Annotated in this window: 30 protein-coding genes and 2 tRNA genes; 24 read left to right on the forward strand and 8 right to left on the reverse strand. The window is 62.9% G+C overall.

Annotated features, from left to right (window positions below; translation table 11 throughout):
- Positions 1 to 2 precede the first annotated feature (2 nt).
- Positions 3 to 374, reverse strand: coding sequence for a hypothetical protein (locus tag SO140_RS03350; RefSeq protein WP_498542342.1), 372 nt, complete (start codon positions 372 to 374; stop codon positions 3 to 5).
- A 524-nt stretch (positions 375 to 898) separates the two neighbouring features.
- On the opposite strand from SO140_RS03350, the gene SO140_RS03355 reads away from it, so the two are divergent.
- The 10 genes from SO140_RS03355 (at position 899) to SO140_RS03400 (ending at position 5,908) form a co-directional block, all read left to right on the forward strand.
- Positions 899 to 1,087 carry a hypothetical protein gene (locus SO140_RS03355; RefSeq protein ID WP_498542343.1) on the forward strand — a complete coding sequence of 63 codons (189 nt, stop codon included), beginning with the start codon at positions 899 to 901 and terminating at the stop codon, positions 1,085 to 1,087.
- A 2-nt stretch (positions 1,088 to 1,089) separates the two neighbouring features.
- Positions 1,090 to 1,293, forward strand: coding sequence for a hypothetical protein (locus SO140_RS03360; RefSeq protein WP_498542344.1), 204 nt, complete (start codon positions 1,090 to 1,092; stop codon positions 1,291 to 1,293).
- Entirely contained in the window at positions 1,290 to 2,222 is a 933-nt protein-coding gene (locus SO140_RS03365; protein ID WP_498542345.1) for a PD-(D/E)XK nuclease-like domain-containing protein, read from the forward strand. The genes SO140_RS03360 and SO140_RS03365 overlap by 4 nt, the downstream gene beginning before the upstream one ends.
- Positions 2,222 to 3,139 (forward strand): hypothetical protein, encoded by a 918-nt coding sequence (locus SO140_RS03370; RefSeq protein ID WP_498542346.1) that lies wholly within the window; start codon positions 2,222 to 2,224, stop codon positions 3,137 to 3,139. The genes SO140_RS03365 and SO140_RS03370 overlap by 1 nt, the downstream gene beginning before the upstream one ends.
- A 14-nt stretch (positions 3,140 to 3,153) precedes the next feature.
- Positions 3,154 to 3,309 carry a hypothetical protein gene (locus SO140_RS03375; protein ID WP_498542347.1) on the forward strand — a complete coding sequence of 52 codons (156 nt, stop codon included), beginning with the start codon at positions 3,154 to 3,156 and terminating at the stop codon, positions 3,307 to 3,309.
- A 10-nt stretch (positions 3,310 to 3,319) separates the two neighbouring features.
- Entirely contained in the window at positions 3,320 to 3,574 is a 255-nt protein-coding gene (locus SO140_RS03380; protein WP_498542348.1) for a hypothetical protein, read from the forward strand.
- Between the two features lie 23 nt (positions 3,575 to 3,597).
- The gene (locus SO140_RS03385) at positions 3,598 to 3,945 is read left to right on the forward strand and encodes a hypothetical protein (protein WP_498542349.1); all 348 of its coding nucleotides are present in this window, start codon (positions 3,598 to 3,600) and stop codon (positions 3,943 to 3,945) included.
- Positions 3,929 to 4,327 (forward strand): hypothetical protein, encoded by a 399-nt coding sequence (locus tag SO140_RS03390; RefSeq protein ID WP_498542350.1) that lies wholly within the window; start codon positions 3,929 to 3,931, stop codon positions 4,325 to 4,327. Before SO140_RS03385 ends, SO140_RS03390 begins: the two co-directional genes overlap by 17 nt.
- A gap of 178 nt (positions 4,328 to 4,505) precedes the next feature.
- Entirely contained in the window at positions 4,506 to 4,802 is a 297-nt protein-coding gene (locus SO140_RS03395; protein ID WP_498542351.1) for a hypothetical protein, read from the forward strand.
- On the forward strand, positions 4,799 to 5,908 hold the full coding sequence (locus tag SO140_RS03400) for a tyrosine-type recombinase/integrase (protein ID WP_498542352.1): 1,110 nt from the start codon (positions 4,799 to 4,801) through the stop codon (positions 5,906 to 5,908). The genes SO140_RS03395 and SO140_RS03400 overlap by 4 nt, the downstream gene beginning before the upstream one ends.
- A 73-nt stretch (positions 5,909 to 5,981) precedes the next feature.
- On the opposite strand, the gene SO140_RS03405 is transcribed toward SO140_RS03400, so the two are convergent.
- Positions 5,982 to 6,056: transfer RNA gene (locus SO140_RS03405), tRNA-Glu, on the reverse strand.
- Between the two features lie 206 nt (positions 6,057 to 6,262).
- Here SO140_RS03405 and SO140_RS03410 point away from each other — a divergent pair.
- Genes SO140_RS03410 through SO140_RS03420 form a run of 3 tightly spaced genes read left to right on the forward strand, consistent with a single transcriptional unit; the run spans position 6,263 to position 6,993 of the window.
- Complete coding sequence (locus SO140_RS03410; RefSeq protein WP_449381754.1) at positions 6,263 to 6,517, forward strand: PilZ domain-containing protein; 255 nt, start codon at positions 6,263 to 6,265, stop codon at positions 6,515 to 6,517.
- Positions 6,518 to 6,573: 56 nt separating this feature from the next.
- The gene (locus tag SO140_RS03415; protein ID WP_449381755.1) at positions 6,574 to 6,819 is read left to right on the forward strand and encodes a hypothetical protein; all 246 of its coding nucleotides are present in this window, start codon (positions 6,574 to 6,576) and stop codon (positions 6,817 to 6,819) included.
- Between the two features lie 6 nt (positions 6,820 to 6,825).
- Positions 6,826 to 6,993 (forward strand): hypothetical protein, encoded by a 168-nt coding sequence (locus tag SO140_RS03420; protein ID WP_449381756.1) that lies wholly within the window; start codon positions 6,826 to 6,828, stop codon positions 6,991 to 6,993.
- A 3-nt stretch (positions 6,994 to 6,996) separates the two neighbouring features.
- Here SO140_RS03420 and SO140_RS03425 read toward each other — a convergent pair whose 3' ends face one another.
- Positions 6,997 to 7,641, reverse strand: a complete 645-nt coding sequence (locus SO140_RS03425; RefSeq protein WP_449381757.1) for a glutathione S-transferase family protein — start codon at positions 7,639 to 7,641, stop codon at positions 6,997 to 6,999.
- A gap of 302 nt (positions 7,642 to 7,943) precedes the next feature.
- Positions 7,944 to 8,396: a VOC family protein gene (locus tag SO140_RS03430; RefSeq protein WP_449381758.1), complete on the reverse strand. Its 453-nt coding sequence runs from the start codon at positions 8,394 to 8,396 to the stop codon at positions 7,944 to 7,946.
- Between the two features lie 171 nt (positions 8,397 to 8,567).
- Between SO140_RS03430 and SO140_RS03435 the strand changes: the two genes are divergently transcribed.
- Together SO140_RS03435 and SO140_RS03440 are read left to right on the forward strand one after the other, a co-directional pair.
- Positions 8,568 to 8,915, forward strand: coding sequence for a GrlR family regulatory protein (locus tag SO140_RS03435; RefSeq protein WP_449381803.1), 348 nt, complete (start codon positions 8,568 to 8,570; stop codon positions 8,913 to 8,915).
- Between the two features lie 165 nt (positions 8,916 to 9,080).
- Positions 9,081 to 9,281 carry a hypothetical protein gene (locus SO140_RS03440; RefSeq protein WP_449381804.1) on the forward strand — a complete coding sequence of 67 codons (201 nt, stop codon included), beginning with the start codon at positions 9,081 to 9,083 and terminating at the stop codon, positions 9,279 to 9,281.
- 218 nt (positions 9,282 to 9,499) lie between these two features.
- Here the strand turns inward: SO140_RS03440 and SO140_RS03445 are convergent, their stop codons facing one another.
- Positions 9,500 to 9,715: a hypothetical protein gene (locus tag SO140_RS03445; protein ID WP_474797387.1), complete on the reverse strand. Its 216-nt coding sequence runs from the start codon at positions 9,713 to 9,715 to the stop codon at positions 9,500 to 9,502.
- A 309-nt stretch (positions 9,716 to 10,024) separates the two neighbouring features.
- Between SO140_RS03445 and SO140_RS03450 the strand changes: the two genes are divergently transcribed.
- The gene (locus SO140_RS03450) at positions 10,025 to 10,300 is read left to right on the forward strand and encodes a hypothetical protein (protein ID WP_449381760.1); all 276 of its coding nucleotides are present in this window, start codon (positions 10,025 to 10,027) and stop codon (positions 10,298 to 10,300) included.
- Between the two features lie 69 nt (positions 10,301 to 10,369).
- On the opposite strand, the gene SO140_RS03455 is transcribed toward SO140_RS03450, so the two are convergent.
- A complete protein-coding gene (locus tag SO140_RS03455; RefSeq protein WP_449381761.1) occupies positions 10,370 to 10,534 on the reverse strand; it encodes a hypothetical protein in 165 nt (54 codons plus the stop codon).
- A gap of 433 nt (positions 10,535 to 10,967) precedes the next feature.
- Between SO140_RS03455 and SO140_RS03460 the strand changes: the two genes are divergently transcribed.
- From SO140_RS03460 to SO140_RS03480, 5 genes are all read left to right on the forward strand, one after another.
- The gene (locus SO140_RS03460) at positions 10,968 to 11,729 is read left to right on the forward strand and encodes an SIR2 family NAD-dependent protein deacylase (RefSeq protein ID WP_498542353.1); all 762 of its coding nucleotides are present in this window, start codon (positions 10,968 to 10,970) and stop codon (positions 11,727 to 11,729) included.
- A gap of 198 nt (positions 11,730 to 11,927) precedes the next feature.
- A complete protein-coding gene (locus SO140_RS03465) occupies positions 11,928 to 12,590 on the forward strand; it encodes a cold-shock protein (protein ID WP_449381763.1) in 663 nt (220 codons plus the stop codon).
- Positions 12,591 to 12,721: 131 nt separating this feature from the next.
- A complete protein-coding gene (locus SO140_RS03470; RefSeq protein WP_449381764.1) occupies positions 12,722 to 13,198 on the forward strand; it encodes a DUF192 domain-containing protein in 477 nt (158 codons plus the stop codon).
- Positions 13,199 to 13,271: 73 nt separating this feature from the next.
- A tRNA-Pro gene (locus SO140_RS03475) sits at positions 13,272 to 13,348 on the forward strand.
- A gap of 159 nt (positions 13,349 to 13,507) precedes the next feature.
- Positions 13,508 to 13,768: a hypothetical protein gene (locus SO140_RS03480; protein WP_449381765.1), complete on the forward strand. Its 261-nt coding sequence runs from the start codon at positions 13,508 to 13,510 to the stop codon at positions 13,766 to 13,768.
- A gap of 235 nt (positions 13,769 to 14,003) precedes the next feature.
- Here the strand turns inward: SO140_RS03480 and SO140_RS03485 are convergent, their stop codons facing one another.
- Entirely contained in the window at positions 14,004 to 14,180 is a 177-nt protein-coding gene (locus SO140_RS03485; RefSeq protein ID WP_449381766.1) for a hypothetical protein, read from the reverse strand.
- On the opposite strand from SO140_RS03485, the gene SO140_RS03490 reads away from it, so the two are divergent.
- From SO140_RS03490 to SO140_RS03500, 3 genes are all read left to right on the forward strand, one after another.
- Positions 14,161 to 14,322 (forward strand): hypothetical protein, encoded by a 162-nt coding sequence (locus SO140_RS03490; protein ID WP_449381767.1) that lies wholly within the window; start codon positions 14,161 to 14,163, stop codon positions 14,320 to 14,322. The genes SO140_RS03485 and SO140_RS03490 overlap by 20 nt on opposite strands.
- Before the next feature lie 605 nt (positions 14,323 to 14,927).
- Complete coding sequence (locus SO140_RS03495; protein ID WP_474797391.1) at positions 14,928 to 15,113, forward strand: hypothetical protein; 186 nt, start codon at positions 14,928 to 14,930, stop codon at positions 15,111 to 15,113.
- Positions 15,114 to 15,264: 151 nt separating this feature from the next.
- Complete coding sequence (locus SO140_RS03500; protein WP_449381769.1) at positions 15,265 to 15,459, forward strand: hypothetical protein; 195 nt, start codon at positions 15,265 to 15,267, stop codon at positions 15,457 to 15,459.
- Between the two features lie 23 nt (positions 15,460 to 15,482).
- Here SO140_RS03500 and SO140_RS03505 read toward each other — a convergent pair whose 3' ends face one another.
- The gene (locus SO140_RS03505; RefSeq protein ID WP_498540022.1) at positions 15,483 to 16,661 is read right to left on the reverse strand and encodes an OpgC domain-containing protein; all 1,179 of its coding nucleotides are present in this window, start codon (positions 16,659 to 16,661) and stop codon (positions 15,483 to 15,485) included.
- Positions 16,662 to 16,664: the final 3 nt, after the last annotated feature.

The raw sequence follows: 16,664 nt of genomic DNA on the forward strand, positions 1-16,664 counted from the left end.
CGTCAGCCGACTGCGGCGGCGTTGCCTCCAGCACGCTTGAGAGCGGCCTGACCCAACGGCAGGTCGCCGAAGTCGCCCAGCTTCTCGGAAAGCATGGCGTACTCGTTCTGATCGTCGTCCTCAAAGTCGTCAACGACCGCGTCGGCCTTGCGCAGGTAGCTGCGTTCCTTGATCTTGGCCTTGAGGAGCTTCTTGCGGATGCCGCGATCGGCGGCGTGGTCGAACTGATCAGCGCGGCGGTCGCGGATGACCTTGCACCGCTTCATGTAGGCCATCTTCTCCTGAAGCAGCTCCGCGTCGATCTTCTCGATCGCTGCGACGGCGTCCTTGATGTCGTCAGCTGATGGGGTGTTTTCGGCGGCGCTCTTTGCCATATGCGGCATCTCCCGATGTTGCGTGCGAGCAGCGACACGCGCAGCGATGTGTGCGCGATCGTCGTGTCTCGATCGAAGTGAAGGTGGACGGGCCGTCGATGATGTTGCGCCACGCGCAAATCGGAAATCAAGCGCGAAAAAAAGTTAGGACGAGTTAGTGCGTCAAACATTTTACTCTGACGCGAACATGCTGCCCGGCCGTCGCCACAATGCGTTAGGCGATTTCCGTTACAGCATTTATTTCGCCTTATCATTGCGCGCGCTGGCACGCTTCGTGCTACGTGCGCGCGCGCAGTAGTTTTAATATTAAATATATACCTGTTGTGGGGAGAGAGAGGTGTTTACTACCTCTCTCTGTCCCAACTGACAGCGGTGGATGTGGAGAATGCGCGGCGCGCTGAGGGCGCCGCGCTCCGTTACATCGCGTTACAGCGGATTTATTCGCGCTCAGAGTAAAATGCTTTACTCCCGCGAGTTTTTGGACGCGCTACGATCCTCCGAAATCGAACAGGGGACACCGCGTCATGTCGGACAAATCCATCGCTTCGATCGGTAGGGCACTGGCCGCCGCGCTGCTGGCCGAAGCGCGGTCGCTGCCGATGACGGCCGAAGTCGCCAAGCTCTGGAAGCGCGACGAGGACGAGATCGTCGCGCTGTCCGACGAGCTGGTCACCGCCTATCGCGACGAAATTCTCGAAGCGCTGAAGGTCTGACCATGGCGCGCGGTTTCTCGCATCCGAACCTCGGCAACGCGGTCGAGATCAAGCAGCACGGCAGGCGGGTCGAGCTGATCTTCGTCTGCGGCACCGAAGAGCGCGCGACCGAGCTGGCCGACGACCTGCTGCGCCAGCTCAAGGACGGCGCGCTCAACATCACGCTGATGGGCAAACCAACCGGCATCAAGGGATGGACCGAATGATCCAGAGCATTCGCTGGGATGACAACACGATCACGCAGCCCGGCCTCTACGCGAAGCTGCCGCTTGCCGCCTACCATCGCGGCGACATCTGCGATGGCCCGAGCGTGTCCTCGACCGTGTTGCGCAGGTTGTGGGATGGCTCGCCAGCGCATGCCTGGGCGCACTGTGCGCTGAACCCGGCGCGCGTGGAGGAGCCCGACAGCGAGGCATTCGTCCTTGGCCGTGCCGCGCATCACCTGCTGACCGCCGAAATCGGCTTCGCCGACGTGTTCGTGGTGCGGCCCGAGACCGTGGAAGGCGAGAAGTGGAACGGCAACCGGAAGGAGTGCAAGCGGTGGCTCGCCGCCAAGAAGCGCGAGGGCCTGACGGTGGTGACCGCCGCGCAGGTCGAGGTGATCAAGGGCATGGCCATCTCGCTTGGCGCCTTCCCGCTGGTGCAGGCGGGCGCGCTCAACGGCCTGATCGAGCGCAGCCTGATCTGGAAGGACAAGGAAACCGGGCTCTGGCTGAAGGCGCGGCCGGACGTGACGCCGAACGACAGCGGTGACTTCACCGACCTGAAGACGACCCCTTCGGTTCTGTATCGCGACCTGCAGTCCTCGATCGCCACGTTTGGTTACCATCAGCAGGCTGCGCTCGTGCTCGAAGGCGCGATGGCGCTGGGCCTTGAGGCCAACTCCTTCACGCTCATTTGGGTTGAGAAGACCGCGCCGTTCTGCGTGCGCGCGCAGCAGCTCAAGGATGAGGACATCGCGCGCGGCATGAAGCAGAACCGCGCCGCCATGCGGACCTTCGCCGACTGCCTCGCGTCCGGCGTCTGGCCCGGCCCCGGCGATGATCGCGACGATGCTGAGTACGTCGATCTGCCCGACTGGAAGCGCGCGCAGATCGATGAGCGGCTGAAATTCGAATTAAGGGAGGCGGCGTGATGAGTGAAACGACTTTTCCGGGCGACCGGCCGATGGATGCTGACCGCGTGACGCGGCGCGACCTTGCTGAGGGCAAGATCGAGAAGGTGCTGTCCGAGCGCACGGCGCAAGTGCCGGTCGCCGACTTCGGCTTCGACTTCACGAATGCGATGCAGATCGCGGAGGCGGCGAAGATCATGGCGACCGCCGGTCCGATGCTGCCGGAATGGCTGCGCGGCAACGTCGGCGGATGCTGGGGCATCATCGTGCGCGCGATCGAGTTGAACATCTCGCCGCTTACCCTGGCCAACTGGACCTATCTCGGCAAGGACGGCCGCGTGGCCTATGAGAGCCAGTTCTACCATGCAGTGATCGAGGCGAAGGCGCCGCTGAAGGAGCGGCTGCAGCACGAGATCATTGGCACTGGCGACGATCGCAAGTGCCGCGTGTGGGGTGTCTTCAGGGGCGAGACCATCGTGCGCGAGATCACCAGCGAGCGGCTGGGCGACCTGCGGCCGGGCACGAATGAGCGCGGCCAGATCAAGGGCTCGCCGCTCTGGGTGCGCAAGCCCGACGTGCAGATGTTCTACGACACCTGCCGCGACTGGTGCCGCATCTTCTGCCCGGACATTCTCGGCGGCGTCTATGCGCGCGGCGAGGTCGAGGAGAACGAGGGCGTCGCGGCCGAGCAGCCCATGAAGGACGTGAGCCGCGACACCTCCCCGAAGCTGCGCGAGCGGCTGCGCGGCCCGACTGGCGAGGGCTTCGCCAAGAGTTCGATCGAGGAGGCGATTGCTGCCGCGACGCCTGCCGATCCCAAGAGGTCCAGCAAGGGTGATGCCACTGGACCGGCGGATGTCCCCACATCCGTCGAGGCCGCGTCGCCGTCCGACCTGCCCCCAGCCCCGGACGGCGGCGCGGTCGCCCAGCCTGCATGACGAGTGGTTGAGCGATGAAGGTGGAGCTTGAGCGGAAGACGAGTGACGGCCAGCGCAGCGTGTGCCTGATCGCCAACGACACCGCACGACAACCCGAGACGCTGCGCCAGTGGATCAAGATGCTGCAGCTCGCCGAGCGCTGGCTGCGCGAGGTCAAACCACAACAGTGAGGAGGAGCCCATGACGACGAAAGACTTCCCGTTCACCGAAGTCGTGGTGCAGGCATCGAAGTACATCGAGGCCGGGCACACCGTGCATCAGAAGTTCACCTGCCATCGCTGCGGCACGCGTCAGACCATGGAGGTGCCGAACAAGTTCTTCCTGGCTGGACGCTGCGAGGAGTGCAAGGCCGTCACCGACATTCAGGCGCGCGGCTGCAACTACGTGCTCGTGACCGGCGCCAACAAGGGCTTTTTCGCCGAGACCATCCAGTAGCTGCGTGAGGGGGAGGGCGGCCAATGCCCATCCGGGTTGAGATCATCGACACGTTCGATGTGGTGCCGATTTCGCCGCTGACGCCGCGTGCGCTGCGCCGCGCGATCGTGGAGGAGGTCGCGACCGACTACGGCATCGATGCGAAGCTGATCGAGAGCAACGCCCGGACGGAGGAGGTGGTCGAGGCGCGCGCCACCGTCGCGAAGCGCCTGCGCGCGCTTGGCATGTCCGAACGCCGCGTCGCCGACGTGATGCACATCCAGCTCAAGACTGCGCGGTCCTATCTCGGCACGCTGACCCCGCGCCGCCCCGGACCGCGCTACGGTTTTTCCGCTATCAAAACACGAGGCAATGATGCAGCGGACTGCTGAGGCACTTCCCGAAATGAGGCTGAACGGCGAGAGCGTCCTGCATGAGGCGCCGCGCAGGGCCGACAGGCCGCCGCCCGGCGATCAGCTTGAGCGGCCCGCCTATGGGGACAGCTCGCGCGAAGCGATCAAGGCGATCGTGGTCGGCATGAGCGAACAGAACGGCAAGGCGCTCGCCGCGCTCCGCTTCGAGCTTGATGAGCTGGAGCAGCTGATGCTCATCAGCGCCGCGAAGGTGCAGCACGAAATCGATGGCCATGCCTCGATCTGCCGCTACGTCCATGACGAGGTCGGCAGGCTCCATGGCATCGTCGGCAAGATGCGTCAGCAGCAGAGCGAGATCGTGCACGTCGCCGATGGCGACCGTGCGAGGGCTTCGGCGTAAGGCTTCGACCCGAACTGGCCGGGTGCCGAAGTGGGCCAGACGCTGCCCAGCAGGCAGGTGGTGGCGGGAAGAAACAACGGCCTGCAGTCAGTGACGGCTCTCACCGGGCACTGGCGGGCCACGGCGGCGAATTCTGGACGAGCCCGCTGCCGTGGCCCCACTGGTTCGGGAAATCAGCATGTCTGCTTGCCAAGGCGCACTTATCTTTTTGATAGTCCAAGGGGCGCTTTTCACTTACAGTTGTGGGGCTTCGATGGGCAGTAACCCGGCGACCTTCCGTCAGCGTGATGTGACGCAAGCCATTGTCGGCGCACAGCGCGCGGGGCTCAACGTCTCGCGCGTCGAAATCGACAAACAGGGCAAGATCGTCATCCACACCGGCCCGCCGCAACCCGATGCGGGCTGCGAGCAAGAGGCAGGGACCAACGAATGGGACGAGCGAATGCGCAAGCTCGGGATCGAGCCCGGCAAGTGAAGCGGCAGCCGGGCCGACCGCACAAGGTGAAGATGCCGCCGCGCGTCAAGCACTATGTCGATGAGAATGGCCACCCGCGTTTCTACACCCGTATCCCCGGCGTGAAGCCGATCCCGCTGCCGGGGCTCCCGTGGTCCACCGAGTTCATGGACGTGCTCAACGCCGCGATTGCCGGGATGGTCAAGCCGGGCGCTGGTGAGATCGGCGCGTCCAAGACCAAGCCGGGCACCGTCAACGCGGCGCTGGTCGCCTACTACAAGAGCACGGACTTCACGGATGGACTGGCGCCGAGCACGCAGGGCTGGCGGCGGCGTTGCCTGGAGAAGTTTCGGGAGAAGTTCGGCGACCTGCGAATCCGCACCGTCGAGCGGCGTCACGTGCAAGCCTATGTGTCGAGCCTCCCGAAGGCCGGTGCGCAGCGCAATGCCGGTCAGGCGCTCGCCCACTTCTTCGCCTATTGCGAGCAGGCCGCGCTGATCGAGACGAACGTGGGCGAGGACCTGAAGCGGGCGAAGGTGACTTCGACGCCGATCTACACGTGGACCGAGGACGATGTCTTAAAGTTCGAAAAGCGGCATCCCATCGGCTCCAAGGCGCGGCTGGCGCTGCAGCTCTACCTCAACCTCTGTGTCCGCAAGTCCGACGTGGTGCGGATCGGGCCGGGCCACATCAAGGATGGCGAGCTGTCCGACTTCCAGCCGCAGAAGACCAGCCGCACGGGTGGGCACAAGATCACGGTGCCGCTCTTGGAGGACACCCTCGACATCATCCGGGCGACCCCGCTGGTGGGGACCAAGACCTACCTCGTGACCGAGTTCGGCAAGCCGTTCACGGCCAACGGGTTCGGCAACAAGATGCGGCAGTGGTGCGACGAGGCCGGGCTGCCGGACTGCACCAGCCACGGGCTGCGCAAGCTGGGTCTGATCCGGCTCGCCTATGTGGTTCCCGACGTGCTGCGGCTGGCCTCCATCTCGGGCCACAAGAACCTCAAGGAGCTGCAGCTCTATGTCGAGATGGCGAACCGCAAGCGGCTGGCGCGGGAGACCATGGCGGCGCTTCAAGCGGCCCAGAAGCAGGCACGCAAGGCGAACAAAACCCCAAACTAATTTGTCTATTTTAATCGCCCGAATAGACAATTCGAGCAAAAAGGCCAGCGATTTCAGTGGGATTTTCCGAGGGTGGCGCTCCCTAGCGGAATCGAACCGCTCTCTCCACCGTGAAAGGGTGGCGTCCTAACCGATAGACGAAGGGAGCAAGACTTGCGCCGGGGCCCCAAACGAGTCGTACCCGGAATGCCCTGCGGCGGGCGAACGTATAGTGGCCTTTGGCCGGTGGGGCAAGCCATTCGGGAACGTCTTTTGGGACCGGTGGAGAAACTCACCATCGGGAAAGTTCGGAGCCAATTTCAACGGTTTCTTAGGGTTCCCTGCGGTAGCGCTGGAGGGGGAGATTTCCAACCGATGGCCGCAACCAAGAAGCGGGCAGCACGCAAACTGCTGTCCCAGCACGCCTGGATCACGCTCGAGGGCGGGTTCGCCGCGCGGCATTGCCTCGTGGCCGACATCTCCACCTCGGGGGCGCGCATCACGCTTGACGAGGACGCGGCTCAGTTGCCCGGCGTCATCCGGCTGGCCTTCGCGCGCGATGCCCGGACGGGGCGGAGCTGCCAGGTGGTCTGGCGGCGCGGCAACTCCGCCGGGATCAAATTCATCTGACCTTGGGCCGCGCCGGCCCGGATGGAAACCGGATCGTACCCGCGCTACAAGGCGACATGCGCGCGCTCTCCATCATCGCCATCGGCTGTCTCGCAATCTCGTCGGCAAGTGCCGAGACGGCACGCCTGCCTACATCGGAGCGGTCGCCCCCGACCGGCAAGGTGCTGCCACTCAAGGGTACGGGGAACGCCAATGCCTGCGCCGCCTACGGCCCGGGCTTCGTCAAGGTCGAGGCCACCGGAAGCTGCGTGAAGATCGGCGGCGCGCTCGATGTCGGTGTTGGCGCCTCGATCCGGCGCTAGCGGCGCATGCCGGCGAACGGGCTGTCGCTCGATATCATCGTTCCCGTGCTGATGTATTGCGCCCTGCTCTGGTGGGTCGGACGCGGCATGAGTTGGACCGCACGCCTCGCAACCGCCGCCGTCACGCTGGTGCTGGTCGTCTGCGTGCTGCTGGTCGAGCGCGGCTGGCGCTAACCTTCACGACATGGGAGGTGCGACGTACTTTTCGAAGCCTGGCCTGTTCGCGAGCTCTGCAAACCAGCGGTTCAGATTGGAAAGCGTCGGGCGGGCGATGCCCTCGACGCCGAGCCAGCGCCGCGCATAGGCACCGAGTGCGATATCGGCAATGGTGAAGTCATCGCCTTCGACGAAGCGGCGTGATGCGAGCTGCTGATCGAGGATGCGCCACACCTCGGCCGCCGCGTCCGCATCCTTCTGGATCTGCATCATGTCGCGCGCGGCCGGCGGCGTGCGCACGATGCCCCAGAACACGGGCCGATCGGCCGGCTGCAGCGTCGAGAGCGTCCAGTCGAGCCAGCGATCGACGCCGGCGCGTTGTCTCGCGGCTAGCGGATAGATCGGCGTGCCCTGACGGTAGGCGAGACAGAGATAGCGCATGATGGAATTGGATTCCCACAGCACGTAGTCGCCATCGACCAGCGTCGGGACGCGCGAGTTGGGGTTCATCGCGAGGTAGTCGGCCTCGCGCGTGCGGCCGAACTGCATGCCGGCATCGATGCGCTCGAAAGCCAGATCGAGCTCGGTCAGGCACCACAGCACCTTCTGCACGTTGACCGAGTTGACGCGACCCCAGACCGTCAGTTGCGGCTTTTGCTCTGGCACGCTTGCTCCTCCCGCGTTCATGCGTTGCGCGGGTGATAGCGGAATATCACGCACCGCGCGAGCTGCGTTCGCGAAGCCGCCTCATGCAAAAAGCTCCGCCCGGGGCGGAGCTTTTAGACGCATCCGACAACCGGTGACAATCAGTGGCCGAAGAATAGCCACAGCAGAATGATCACCGGAATCGGCACGCCAAGCAACCACAGCAACAGCCCTCTCGCCATTCGCGTCCTCCTCCAGATTTCCTAGTCGAGGAGAGAACGCCGACGGGCAGGCCTCGTTCCAGACGGAACGCGCGTGCTGCTTTACCAGTGACCGGTGTTCGGCATCGACAGCCACGGCTCCTGCGGCGGTTTCGGCTCGCCCTTCTGGAGCAGTTCGATCGAATGCAGGTCGGGCGAGCGGACGAACGCCATGTTGCCGTCGCGCGGCGGGCGATTGATGGTGACACCGGCCTTCATGAGCCGATCGCAGGTCGCGTAGATGTCGTCGACCTCGTAGGCGAGGTGGCCGAAATAGCGGTCCTCGCCGTATTTCTCTTCGTCCCAATTATAGGTGAGCTCGACCAGCGGCGCGCCGCGCGTCGAGGGCTGCCTCTTGAGCGCTTCGAGATCGTCCGCCGAGCACAGGAAGACGAGCGTGAAGCGCCCCTTGTCGTTCTCGATCCGCCGCACCTCCTTCAGACCCAGTGCATCCTGATAGAATTTCAGCGCGACATCGAGATTGCGCACGCGCAGCATGGTGTGGAGGTAACGCATGGTTTTTTCTCCCTAGACGGTCTTTGATTGAGGCGGGCTTGGTTCGGCCGTTCCATAGCAGCAAACGCGCGCTGAGGGCAGGGGTAGGAGCGTGCAACCGGCTGCATGGCAGGCTCGCGATTCACGCCGCTGCTCGACGCTGTCGGCGCCAGGTTGTATCCTAGGGCCGCCATGAAGAACGGGCTCTACTCCATTCACATCCACATGCTCGACGGCGTGAAAGGCCGCGACAGCGGCGTGCTGATCCTGCGCGATGGAGTGCTGCTCGGCGGCGGACCCTATTTCTGGTCACAAGGCTCGTACACCGTCGGCAACGGCACCTGGAAGGGCGAGCTTGCCACCAACCAGCACACGCCATTTGCCGACCCCTTCGTCCGGCCGCTGTTCGGCGGGCAGGAGGTCACCAGCGGATTCTCCGGGACGTTCACCGACAAGGAGGCGGAGGTGTTCGGCACCGTGCTGGTCGGCAACCGCAGCCTGAGCTTTCGTGCAACGTTGAAGCTGCTCGCCGACGTCTGATCGCCCACCGGAAAGCGCCGCGCGGCAAAGCCTAACGAAAGCTTGCACGAGATCGGATAACCCTATTCGGTTAGGTTAAAAGCCAGATCGCGTTGCACTTGCGACGCATTGCGATAGGTGTCGGCTCGCAGGCAAAGCGAAACGAGAGAGCCAGGCACGATGGCCATGACACCACCTTCGACGCCATCCTTTTACCAAGCCGACCGACAGACTTTTCGTCGTGTCGCCGTCGTCGGTGTGCTGTTCTGCGCCGTATTCGTAGTGATCAGCTTTTCGCTTCGTCCGCAGGTGGAAGACGGGGCGCACGTACTCGTCAAGGCCGACCGGCTGGTGCGGACGGCGGGGCAACCGCCGCAGGCGCATTGAGTGCGCCACCGCTCGCTCTAATCCTATCGCTGCAAATGCGAGTCATCGCCGGGGCCGCGGGCGCGCGAGGTGCTGCGCGCAGCCAACGCCAGGAACCCGGCGTAGCCAACCAGATTGAGCAAGACTTCAAGCCACGCTGGCATCGCAGCCTCTTTGCGCGAACGAGGATAGCCAACGCGCTAGGGCCAAGTTTGTTCCAGCATCGTGAGATGACGTGCTCAGGTCCGGGAGGACGGATCCAGCCACCGCCCGAGGCTGGAGACTGAGACTGCCGAAGGCGAGTCCTTCAGGAACTCCGCGATTGCGCGGGCAAGTTCGGCGTCGCTCATCGGCGTCGGTGGCGGGCGCAAAGCGCCGACGCCGAAGCTGCGAACGATCTCCTCGTAGTGTTCATCTTGGCGTCTGGGGATCAGCCTGCGGATGCGGGCCAGCAATGCGGATATCGGCAAACGGACCTCCTCACGTGCCCTCCCCATTGGCAAAGGGGCGCCTCTGCTGCCATCGCGCCCTGAAACCGAAAACCCCGCCAACACCACGGAGGATGCTGGCGGGGTCTTCGTGCTTTCGCCTCGACCCGGATGGCGGAGGCTGCCGCACTTGAAGAGCAAATGCGCCGCCGAGCACGTTTGTTCCACATTGGCTCGGTTTTTTTCAACTAACCCCGGGTTTCGCCGGAGTCGATCGGCCGCAACTATCGGACGGTGCGAGCGTTGGTCCTCCACGAGCGATGGAGGAGAAAGCGCATGAGAAAGACTTTGGCAGTTCTGGCCGCCGTTGCGACCGTCGGCGCGACCGCGATTGCGGCACCGGCAGAGGCGCGCGGGCGCGGCATCGGACCGGGTCTCGCGTTCGGTCTAGCAGCCGGCGCACTCACGGCGGGCGCGATCGCAGCGTCCCATCCATACTATTATGGTCCGGACTACTATGGTTACGGCCCGAGCTATTCCTACGGACCGGGTCCTTACGCCTATTACGGCGGACCGGTCTACTACCGGCACCATCACTGGCGCCACTGGTAAACCAAGGCGCCAAAATGAAAAGCCCGGAGCTGCGCTCCGGGCTTTTTGCTTGTTCAATTCAAAACGGCCTTACGGCCAAAGCGATGGCCGCTCGACCTTGCGGGCGTTCTCCAGCGTCGAGACAAAATATTCTTCTCGTTCGCGTTTGAATTTTTCCTGTGTCGCGCGAAAAGCGGCGACGCGCGCTGCGATCTCGTCACGCTCCCTTGCTTTACGCTGTTCTTCTTCTGTCATGTCCATCCCCTTCTTACCAACTGACCTCAAGCGCTGCCGCCGCATCGCGTTGAGTCGGATTCGACGGATGCATTGATCGACCTCGAATGGGGCGTCAATGGGGACGAGCCATTGCCGGATTGTGATAAGGGATGGGCGGAAAAACTTGCCGACCCTGGTCGCACTTCATGGTGGATAAGAGTGTCAACGATCTTGTCGCTCACGCGCTCTGACGCTAGCCCAAATGAGCAAATCAGCAGGCCGAGGTGGCGACGATCTGGAAGACTCTCGCAGCATCGTGCGATTTCGCGAGCGTGCGAACGCGAAACTCCTGGAGAAGGTCGCCGCGCTGGTGCCAGATCCACAGGCAGAGGGGCGTCATTTGCGATGAGCGAGATCATCGCGACGGGCAGGGCGTGCTATAGGAGACGCGTTCGCGAACGGATGGCTGCCTATGATTGCATCAGATCTTCGCAGCGGGGTCGACAGGCTCGGCGACATGATTGCCGCAGCACGCACCATCGTGCCGTTCACCGGTGCGGGCATCTCGACCGAGTGCGGCATCCCCGATTTTCGCTCGCCGGGTGGATTGTGGACGCGTAACCTTCCGATCCCGTTCGACGAATTCGTCGCGAGCCAGGAGGCGCGGAACGAATCCTGGCGCCGCCGCTTCGCGATGGAGCCGACTTTTGCCGCGGCAAAGCCCGGCCGCGGCCATCGCGCGCTGGCCGCGCTCTACCGCGCCGGCAAGACTCCCGCCGTCATCACCCAGAACATCGACAATCTGCACCAGGCTTCGGGCTTCGCTTCCGATCACGTGATCGAACTCCACGGCAATACCACTTACGCGCGCTGCATCAACTGCGGCGAGACCTATCAACTCGATTGGGTGAAGCGGCGGTTCGACGCAGACGGTGCCGCGCCCGATTGCAGCGTGTGTGCCGAACCGGTGAAGACGGCGACGATCTCGTTCGGGCAGGCGATGCCGGAAGATGCGATGCAGCGTGCGACCGAGCTTGCACAGCAGTGCGATCTCTTTATCGCGATTGGTTCCTCGCTCGTGGTGTGGCCAGCGGCGGGCTTTCCGATGATGGCGAAGAATTGCGGCGCGCGTCTCGTCATCATCAACCGCGAGCCAACCGAGCAGGACGACATCGCTGACCTCGTGATCCATCACGATATCGGCGAGACCCTGGGGCCCTTCGTCGGCAACTGACGACGAATTGATTCGTGGCTGTGCAAGGCTGTTCATAGGTTCCGGCGAATCTCTTTTTTGTCTATGCGCCGCAACCGGGAATGTTATCTTTTGATTCGAGAGATTCGTGTGGCGTCATGGTGAGAAGTTCTCGTCCAGACGCGTGATTCGGTACCGTCGCTGAGGGCGGTCCGCCTTTGATGTGTGAGGTCCGGGGTTATGGGGTCGTCGGACGGATTCGAGTCCAAGAAGGTCGGGGTTCCCGCGCCAGGCGCGTCGTCTGGGCGGCTGGCACCAGGCGAGATCGCAGGTGTCGGTCGCGATGCAGCGCTTAATCCTTTCACCGGGCTCGGTGAGGGCAGCGGAAATCTTGTCGAAGTCACGGGCGTCATCAAATGGTTCGACGCTTCGAAAGGCTACGGCTTCATCGTTCCCGACAATGGCTGGCCCGACGTGCTCCTGCACGTTACCGTGCTGAGGCGCGACGGTTTTCAGACCGCCTATGAGGGTGCCCGGGTCGTCGTTGAGTGCATCCAGCGCGCCAAGGGCTACCAGGCGTTCCGCGTCGTCTCGATGGATGAGTCGACCGCGATCCACCCAGCTCAGATGCTGCCGCCGCGCACCCATGTCACGGTGACGCCGACGAGCGGGCTCGAGCGGGCGCAGGTCAAGTGGTTCAACCGCCTCCGCGGTTTCGGCTTCCTGACCTGCGGTGAGGGCACCCCCGACATCTTCGTGCACATGGAGACGCTGCGCCGCTTCGGCATGACCGAACTGCGACCGGGCCAGTATGTGCTGGTCCGCTTTGGGCCGGGCTCTAAGGGCATGATGGCCGCCGAGATCCATCCCGAGACCGGATCGCCGGGGCTCCAGTCCCACTAACCACAATGCTTCCAGCCGGCTGTTCCCGGATTCGTGAGCAGCCCGGGCGGGCGGGGCCGTCTGGCATTTGCCATGATCGCCGGGTTAGGATGCGCAGCCCCATCCCCTGCCGTTGGCATGAGTGCCGTTCCATGAATTTTGATCGTAAGGCAGCCTGGTCCCTGGTCCGGGGCTTGTTGGCCATAGTCCTCGTTCTTGCCGCTTGCGCTGGCCCCATGCGGGCTGCGAGTTTCCAGCCGCTCGAGATCGCGACCAGGAACGGCGTTCAGGTATTCTCCGTCGAGATGGCCACGACCGAGCAGGAGAAGACCACGGGCCTGATGTACCGAAAGGAACTCGCAGACGGGAAGGGCATGCTGTTCGACTTCTCGCCCGAGCAGGAAGTGACGATGTGGATGAAGAACACCTACATCTCGCTCGACATGATCTTCATCGGTGCGGACGGCCGCATCCTGCGGATCGCCGAGAATACCGAGCCGCTGTCGACCAAGATCATCCCTTCGCGCGGTCTTGCCAGGGCCGTCCTTGAGGTGCCGGCGGGCACGGCACAGAAATACGGCATCCGCCCGGGCGACCGCGTCGCCCATCCGCTGTTCGGTGCCAAATAGAGCCAAGATCGGCGGCGCACAGCCGCCTTGCTGGCAGCCCTTGAAGCGTGTATCGACGGGCCTGCTGGACATTCGGGGTATAGCGCAGCCTGGTAGCGCGGCAGTTTTGGGTACTGCAGGTCGTTGGTTCGAATCCAGCTGCCCCGACCAGTAATTTCAAGCACTTACAGCAAAATAAGCGGGTCTATTCCTTCGCAGAATAGCCCTGGTTCAGAGCATCCATCCCCGCTCTGGCGAAATCCGCTTGCGCGCGACCGGCGGTTGCCCGAGCATCTGCGGATTGTCGAGATCAGGGGGAGGAGAAATGACATGGCGGAGACCGTTCATTCGGACATGATCCGAAAGCTGATTGCCGTCTCAATGGTTCTAGGCAGCACCAGCGCTCAAGCGCAAAACTGCATGCAATATCCCCCCGGTCCCTTCCGCCGTCAGTGCGCCGAAGCAAACCATCCGCAGTTCGATGCAAAGATTGAAAGGTGCAAAGAGGAGGCCCTAGCGATGGGCCTCAACCGAAGCGTGTTGGATCCGGCCATGAAGGAGTACGTGCAGGCCTGCATGCACCGTCGATAACTGCGAGGGCAAGCTCACAGACGCCACGCGGGGTGCGTCGGCGCGCCGCTCAGCCAAAGCCATGGCCGTGATGCCGCCATTTTCCGGGCGATCCTGACGCCTGATCCGGCCGGGAGCTGCGTTGAAGGAAAGGGCGGATCGTGCATCTCGCGTTGCGCCCGGCAGCATCTTCCTAAGGCGAGGCTCCCATGTCGATCACGGCGATCAGTTCGATCTCCAGCGCAGCGGCAACGTCTCACTCCGCGGCAAGCTCCTCTTCCTCGGCAACATCATCCACACCGGAGACGACCTCGTCTTCGGCGACTGCATCGTCCTCCCAGTCGGCGGACGGTGGAGCGGGCGGCGGTGGCGGCAGCTCGGCCAAAACCATCGTCAGCGAGGTCTCCACGACGGTGAATGGGATCACCACCACGGTCATCACCTATTCCGACGGCACGACCGAAGTCGAAACCTCGGTCAACGCGCAAGGCGGCCAGAACCAGGGTGGTCAGACCGGCCCGGCTGGTCAGACCTACACGGCTCAGGGCACGCTCGGCAGTGCCGGGAGCACCTGAGGCACAGGCGCGAGACCGGGAGTGGCGGTCGGTCGACGCGCCGACGTATTGCACAAGCGCCTGTTCAAACCTTGGGTCTTTGTTCGCAGCGCGTCGCGACTTCTACGCGATTTTTCAGCCAGTTGGTGCATCGGCCGCGCGCGAAATTATCAAGGCGCATCGAACCTTTGGCGTCCGCAATAGACATACGAGTATTGGGGATTTCAGCGCCCAATATCTAAACGGACGCCGCCAAGCGACGATATTCCGCTTGTGCGGCGTCGCGCTTTTCAGAGCCAACAAACTGGCCGTGCGTCCTGGAGTGCGATGAGCTTGGGATGAATCGCCATCGCGCTTGAGATCGTTGTTTGCGCATGATCTCCGCGCAAACGCGTTCCGTGTTTGTCGCGAGGGAAAACCGCTTCGCACTTTGCGCGAACGCGGCCCTTCGGGGCCGGATCATGCTCTAGCTCGACGCGCACCAACCCACCGGGAACGGGACGAGCGGCCAGACCGTCTCGTTATCGTTCGCTGCATCGGGGAGTTCTTCGGCGGCTTGTTCGACGGTCGGCGCCGCCGGCGGAGACGTGATCGCTAGATGCAAACACGCACATTGGAGATTCATGTTGAGCAAATTCATGTTGAGCAAACTCATGGCGATCGACCCGGATAGCAGGCGTCTCAAAAATTCAAATTCAGTTCAAAATCGTCACGCGCCTCAAAACGGCACGGTCATCTCAAATCTCACCCGCATTCTAGAAAAGACCGGGCACAGTTTCAACCGCCACGGCCTGCACACCCTCGATAGTTAAGGTTGACCAGTTAGGTTAAGTGCGCCCTCTTGTTGCGGCCATTTTGTCGACTGTTATCAAATCAGTCCCGGCTCGCCGCCGTGCCTACGAAAATAGCTCACACAACATCACAGACATCGCGGCGTCTTCGTTTTCTTGCGAGTTTTTCGTCATGATTTTCGATCGCAGCTCCCAAATCCCCGATTCACGATCCGGTTGGGCCGAGATCTGGCACCTGTGGACCATCATCGTACCGAGGCGCTCGATCAACGGGCAGTTGGTCTACGGCAAGGTTTGGCGCCGCCACGATGGCCGACAGTGGATCTACAAGAAGTTCACCGAATATAGCGAGGACGAGGCGGCCTGAAGCGGCCGCTTCGGGTTTGCTGCTCAGCCCGCCTTCGCGGGGGTGGCCGCTGCCTTCGTCGTGGCGGGCGGCTTCAGCGGCTTGTCCTGCCGCTTCGACCAGGAGATGTAGTAGGCGACCGTCGTCATGATCGCGATCCCGGCGATGCTGACGAACAGCTGCGCGAACAGCGAACCCGAGCTCATCGATAATTCGAAATGGCCGACGAAGGACAGGAACACGCCGACGCAGAAAACGGCGAGCGACTGCTGGCCGCAGACGATCACGGGATCGAAAATCTTCCACTCCAGACCCGGCCAGTCCTTCGGCACGAAGCGGATCACCAGGATCACGATCACGACGAAATGGATGAAGCGATAAGGCGCAAGGTTGGTCTTGTCGTTCGGGTTGAAGGCTGAGAACAGCCACTCCGGAAACATCGCGCCGAGGCTCGGGAAGCGGCCCGCCATGGTCATGGTCAGCGCGAACAGGAGGTAGGCAAGGCACAGATAGAGCGTGACCTTCGAGTTGATCAGCGTCATCGAACGCCGCGCTCCGCCCATCGCGCACCAGGCACCGAACACGAACAGCACCTGCCAGCAATAGGGGTTGAAATACCAGGTGCCGGCCGGGTAGGCGGTGAGATTCCAGCCGAAATGCCGCGCTGCCAGCCAGAGGATGATGGAGAGCCCCATCGTGAGGTCCGGTTTGCGCAGCATGAACCACAGGACCGGCGGGAATAATCCCATCAGCACGATGTAGAGCGGCAACACGTCGAGATTGAGTGGCTTGAAGCGCAGGAACAAGCCCTGCCGCAGCGTCTCGGTGGCGTTGTCGACGAGACCGGCGACATTGAACTCATCGATGATGTCGGAATCGCCGAAGCGCAGCGCCAGATAGCTGATCGCGGCGATGTAGATCACGAACAGGATAATGTGGGCGACGTAGAGCTGCCAGACACGCTTGGTCAGCCGGGTGGCGCCGACGACGAAGCCGCGCTCGAGCATCATCCGCGCGTAGACGAACGAGGCGGTATAGCCGGAGATGAAGACGAAGAGATCGGCGGCGTCGCTGAAACCGTAATTTCGCGTCGTGATCCAGTTCACGACGTTGTCGGGGATGTGATCGAGGAAGATCGCCCAGTTCGCGACCCCGCGAAACAGGTCCAGCCGGAGGTCACGGCCTTTTTCGGGAAGCGTTGCGTTGATGTTCAGGAAGGCCATTCG

The sequence above is a fragment of the Bradyrhizobium sp. UFLA05-108 genome, from assembly GCF_059803455.1.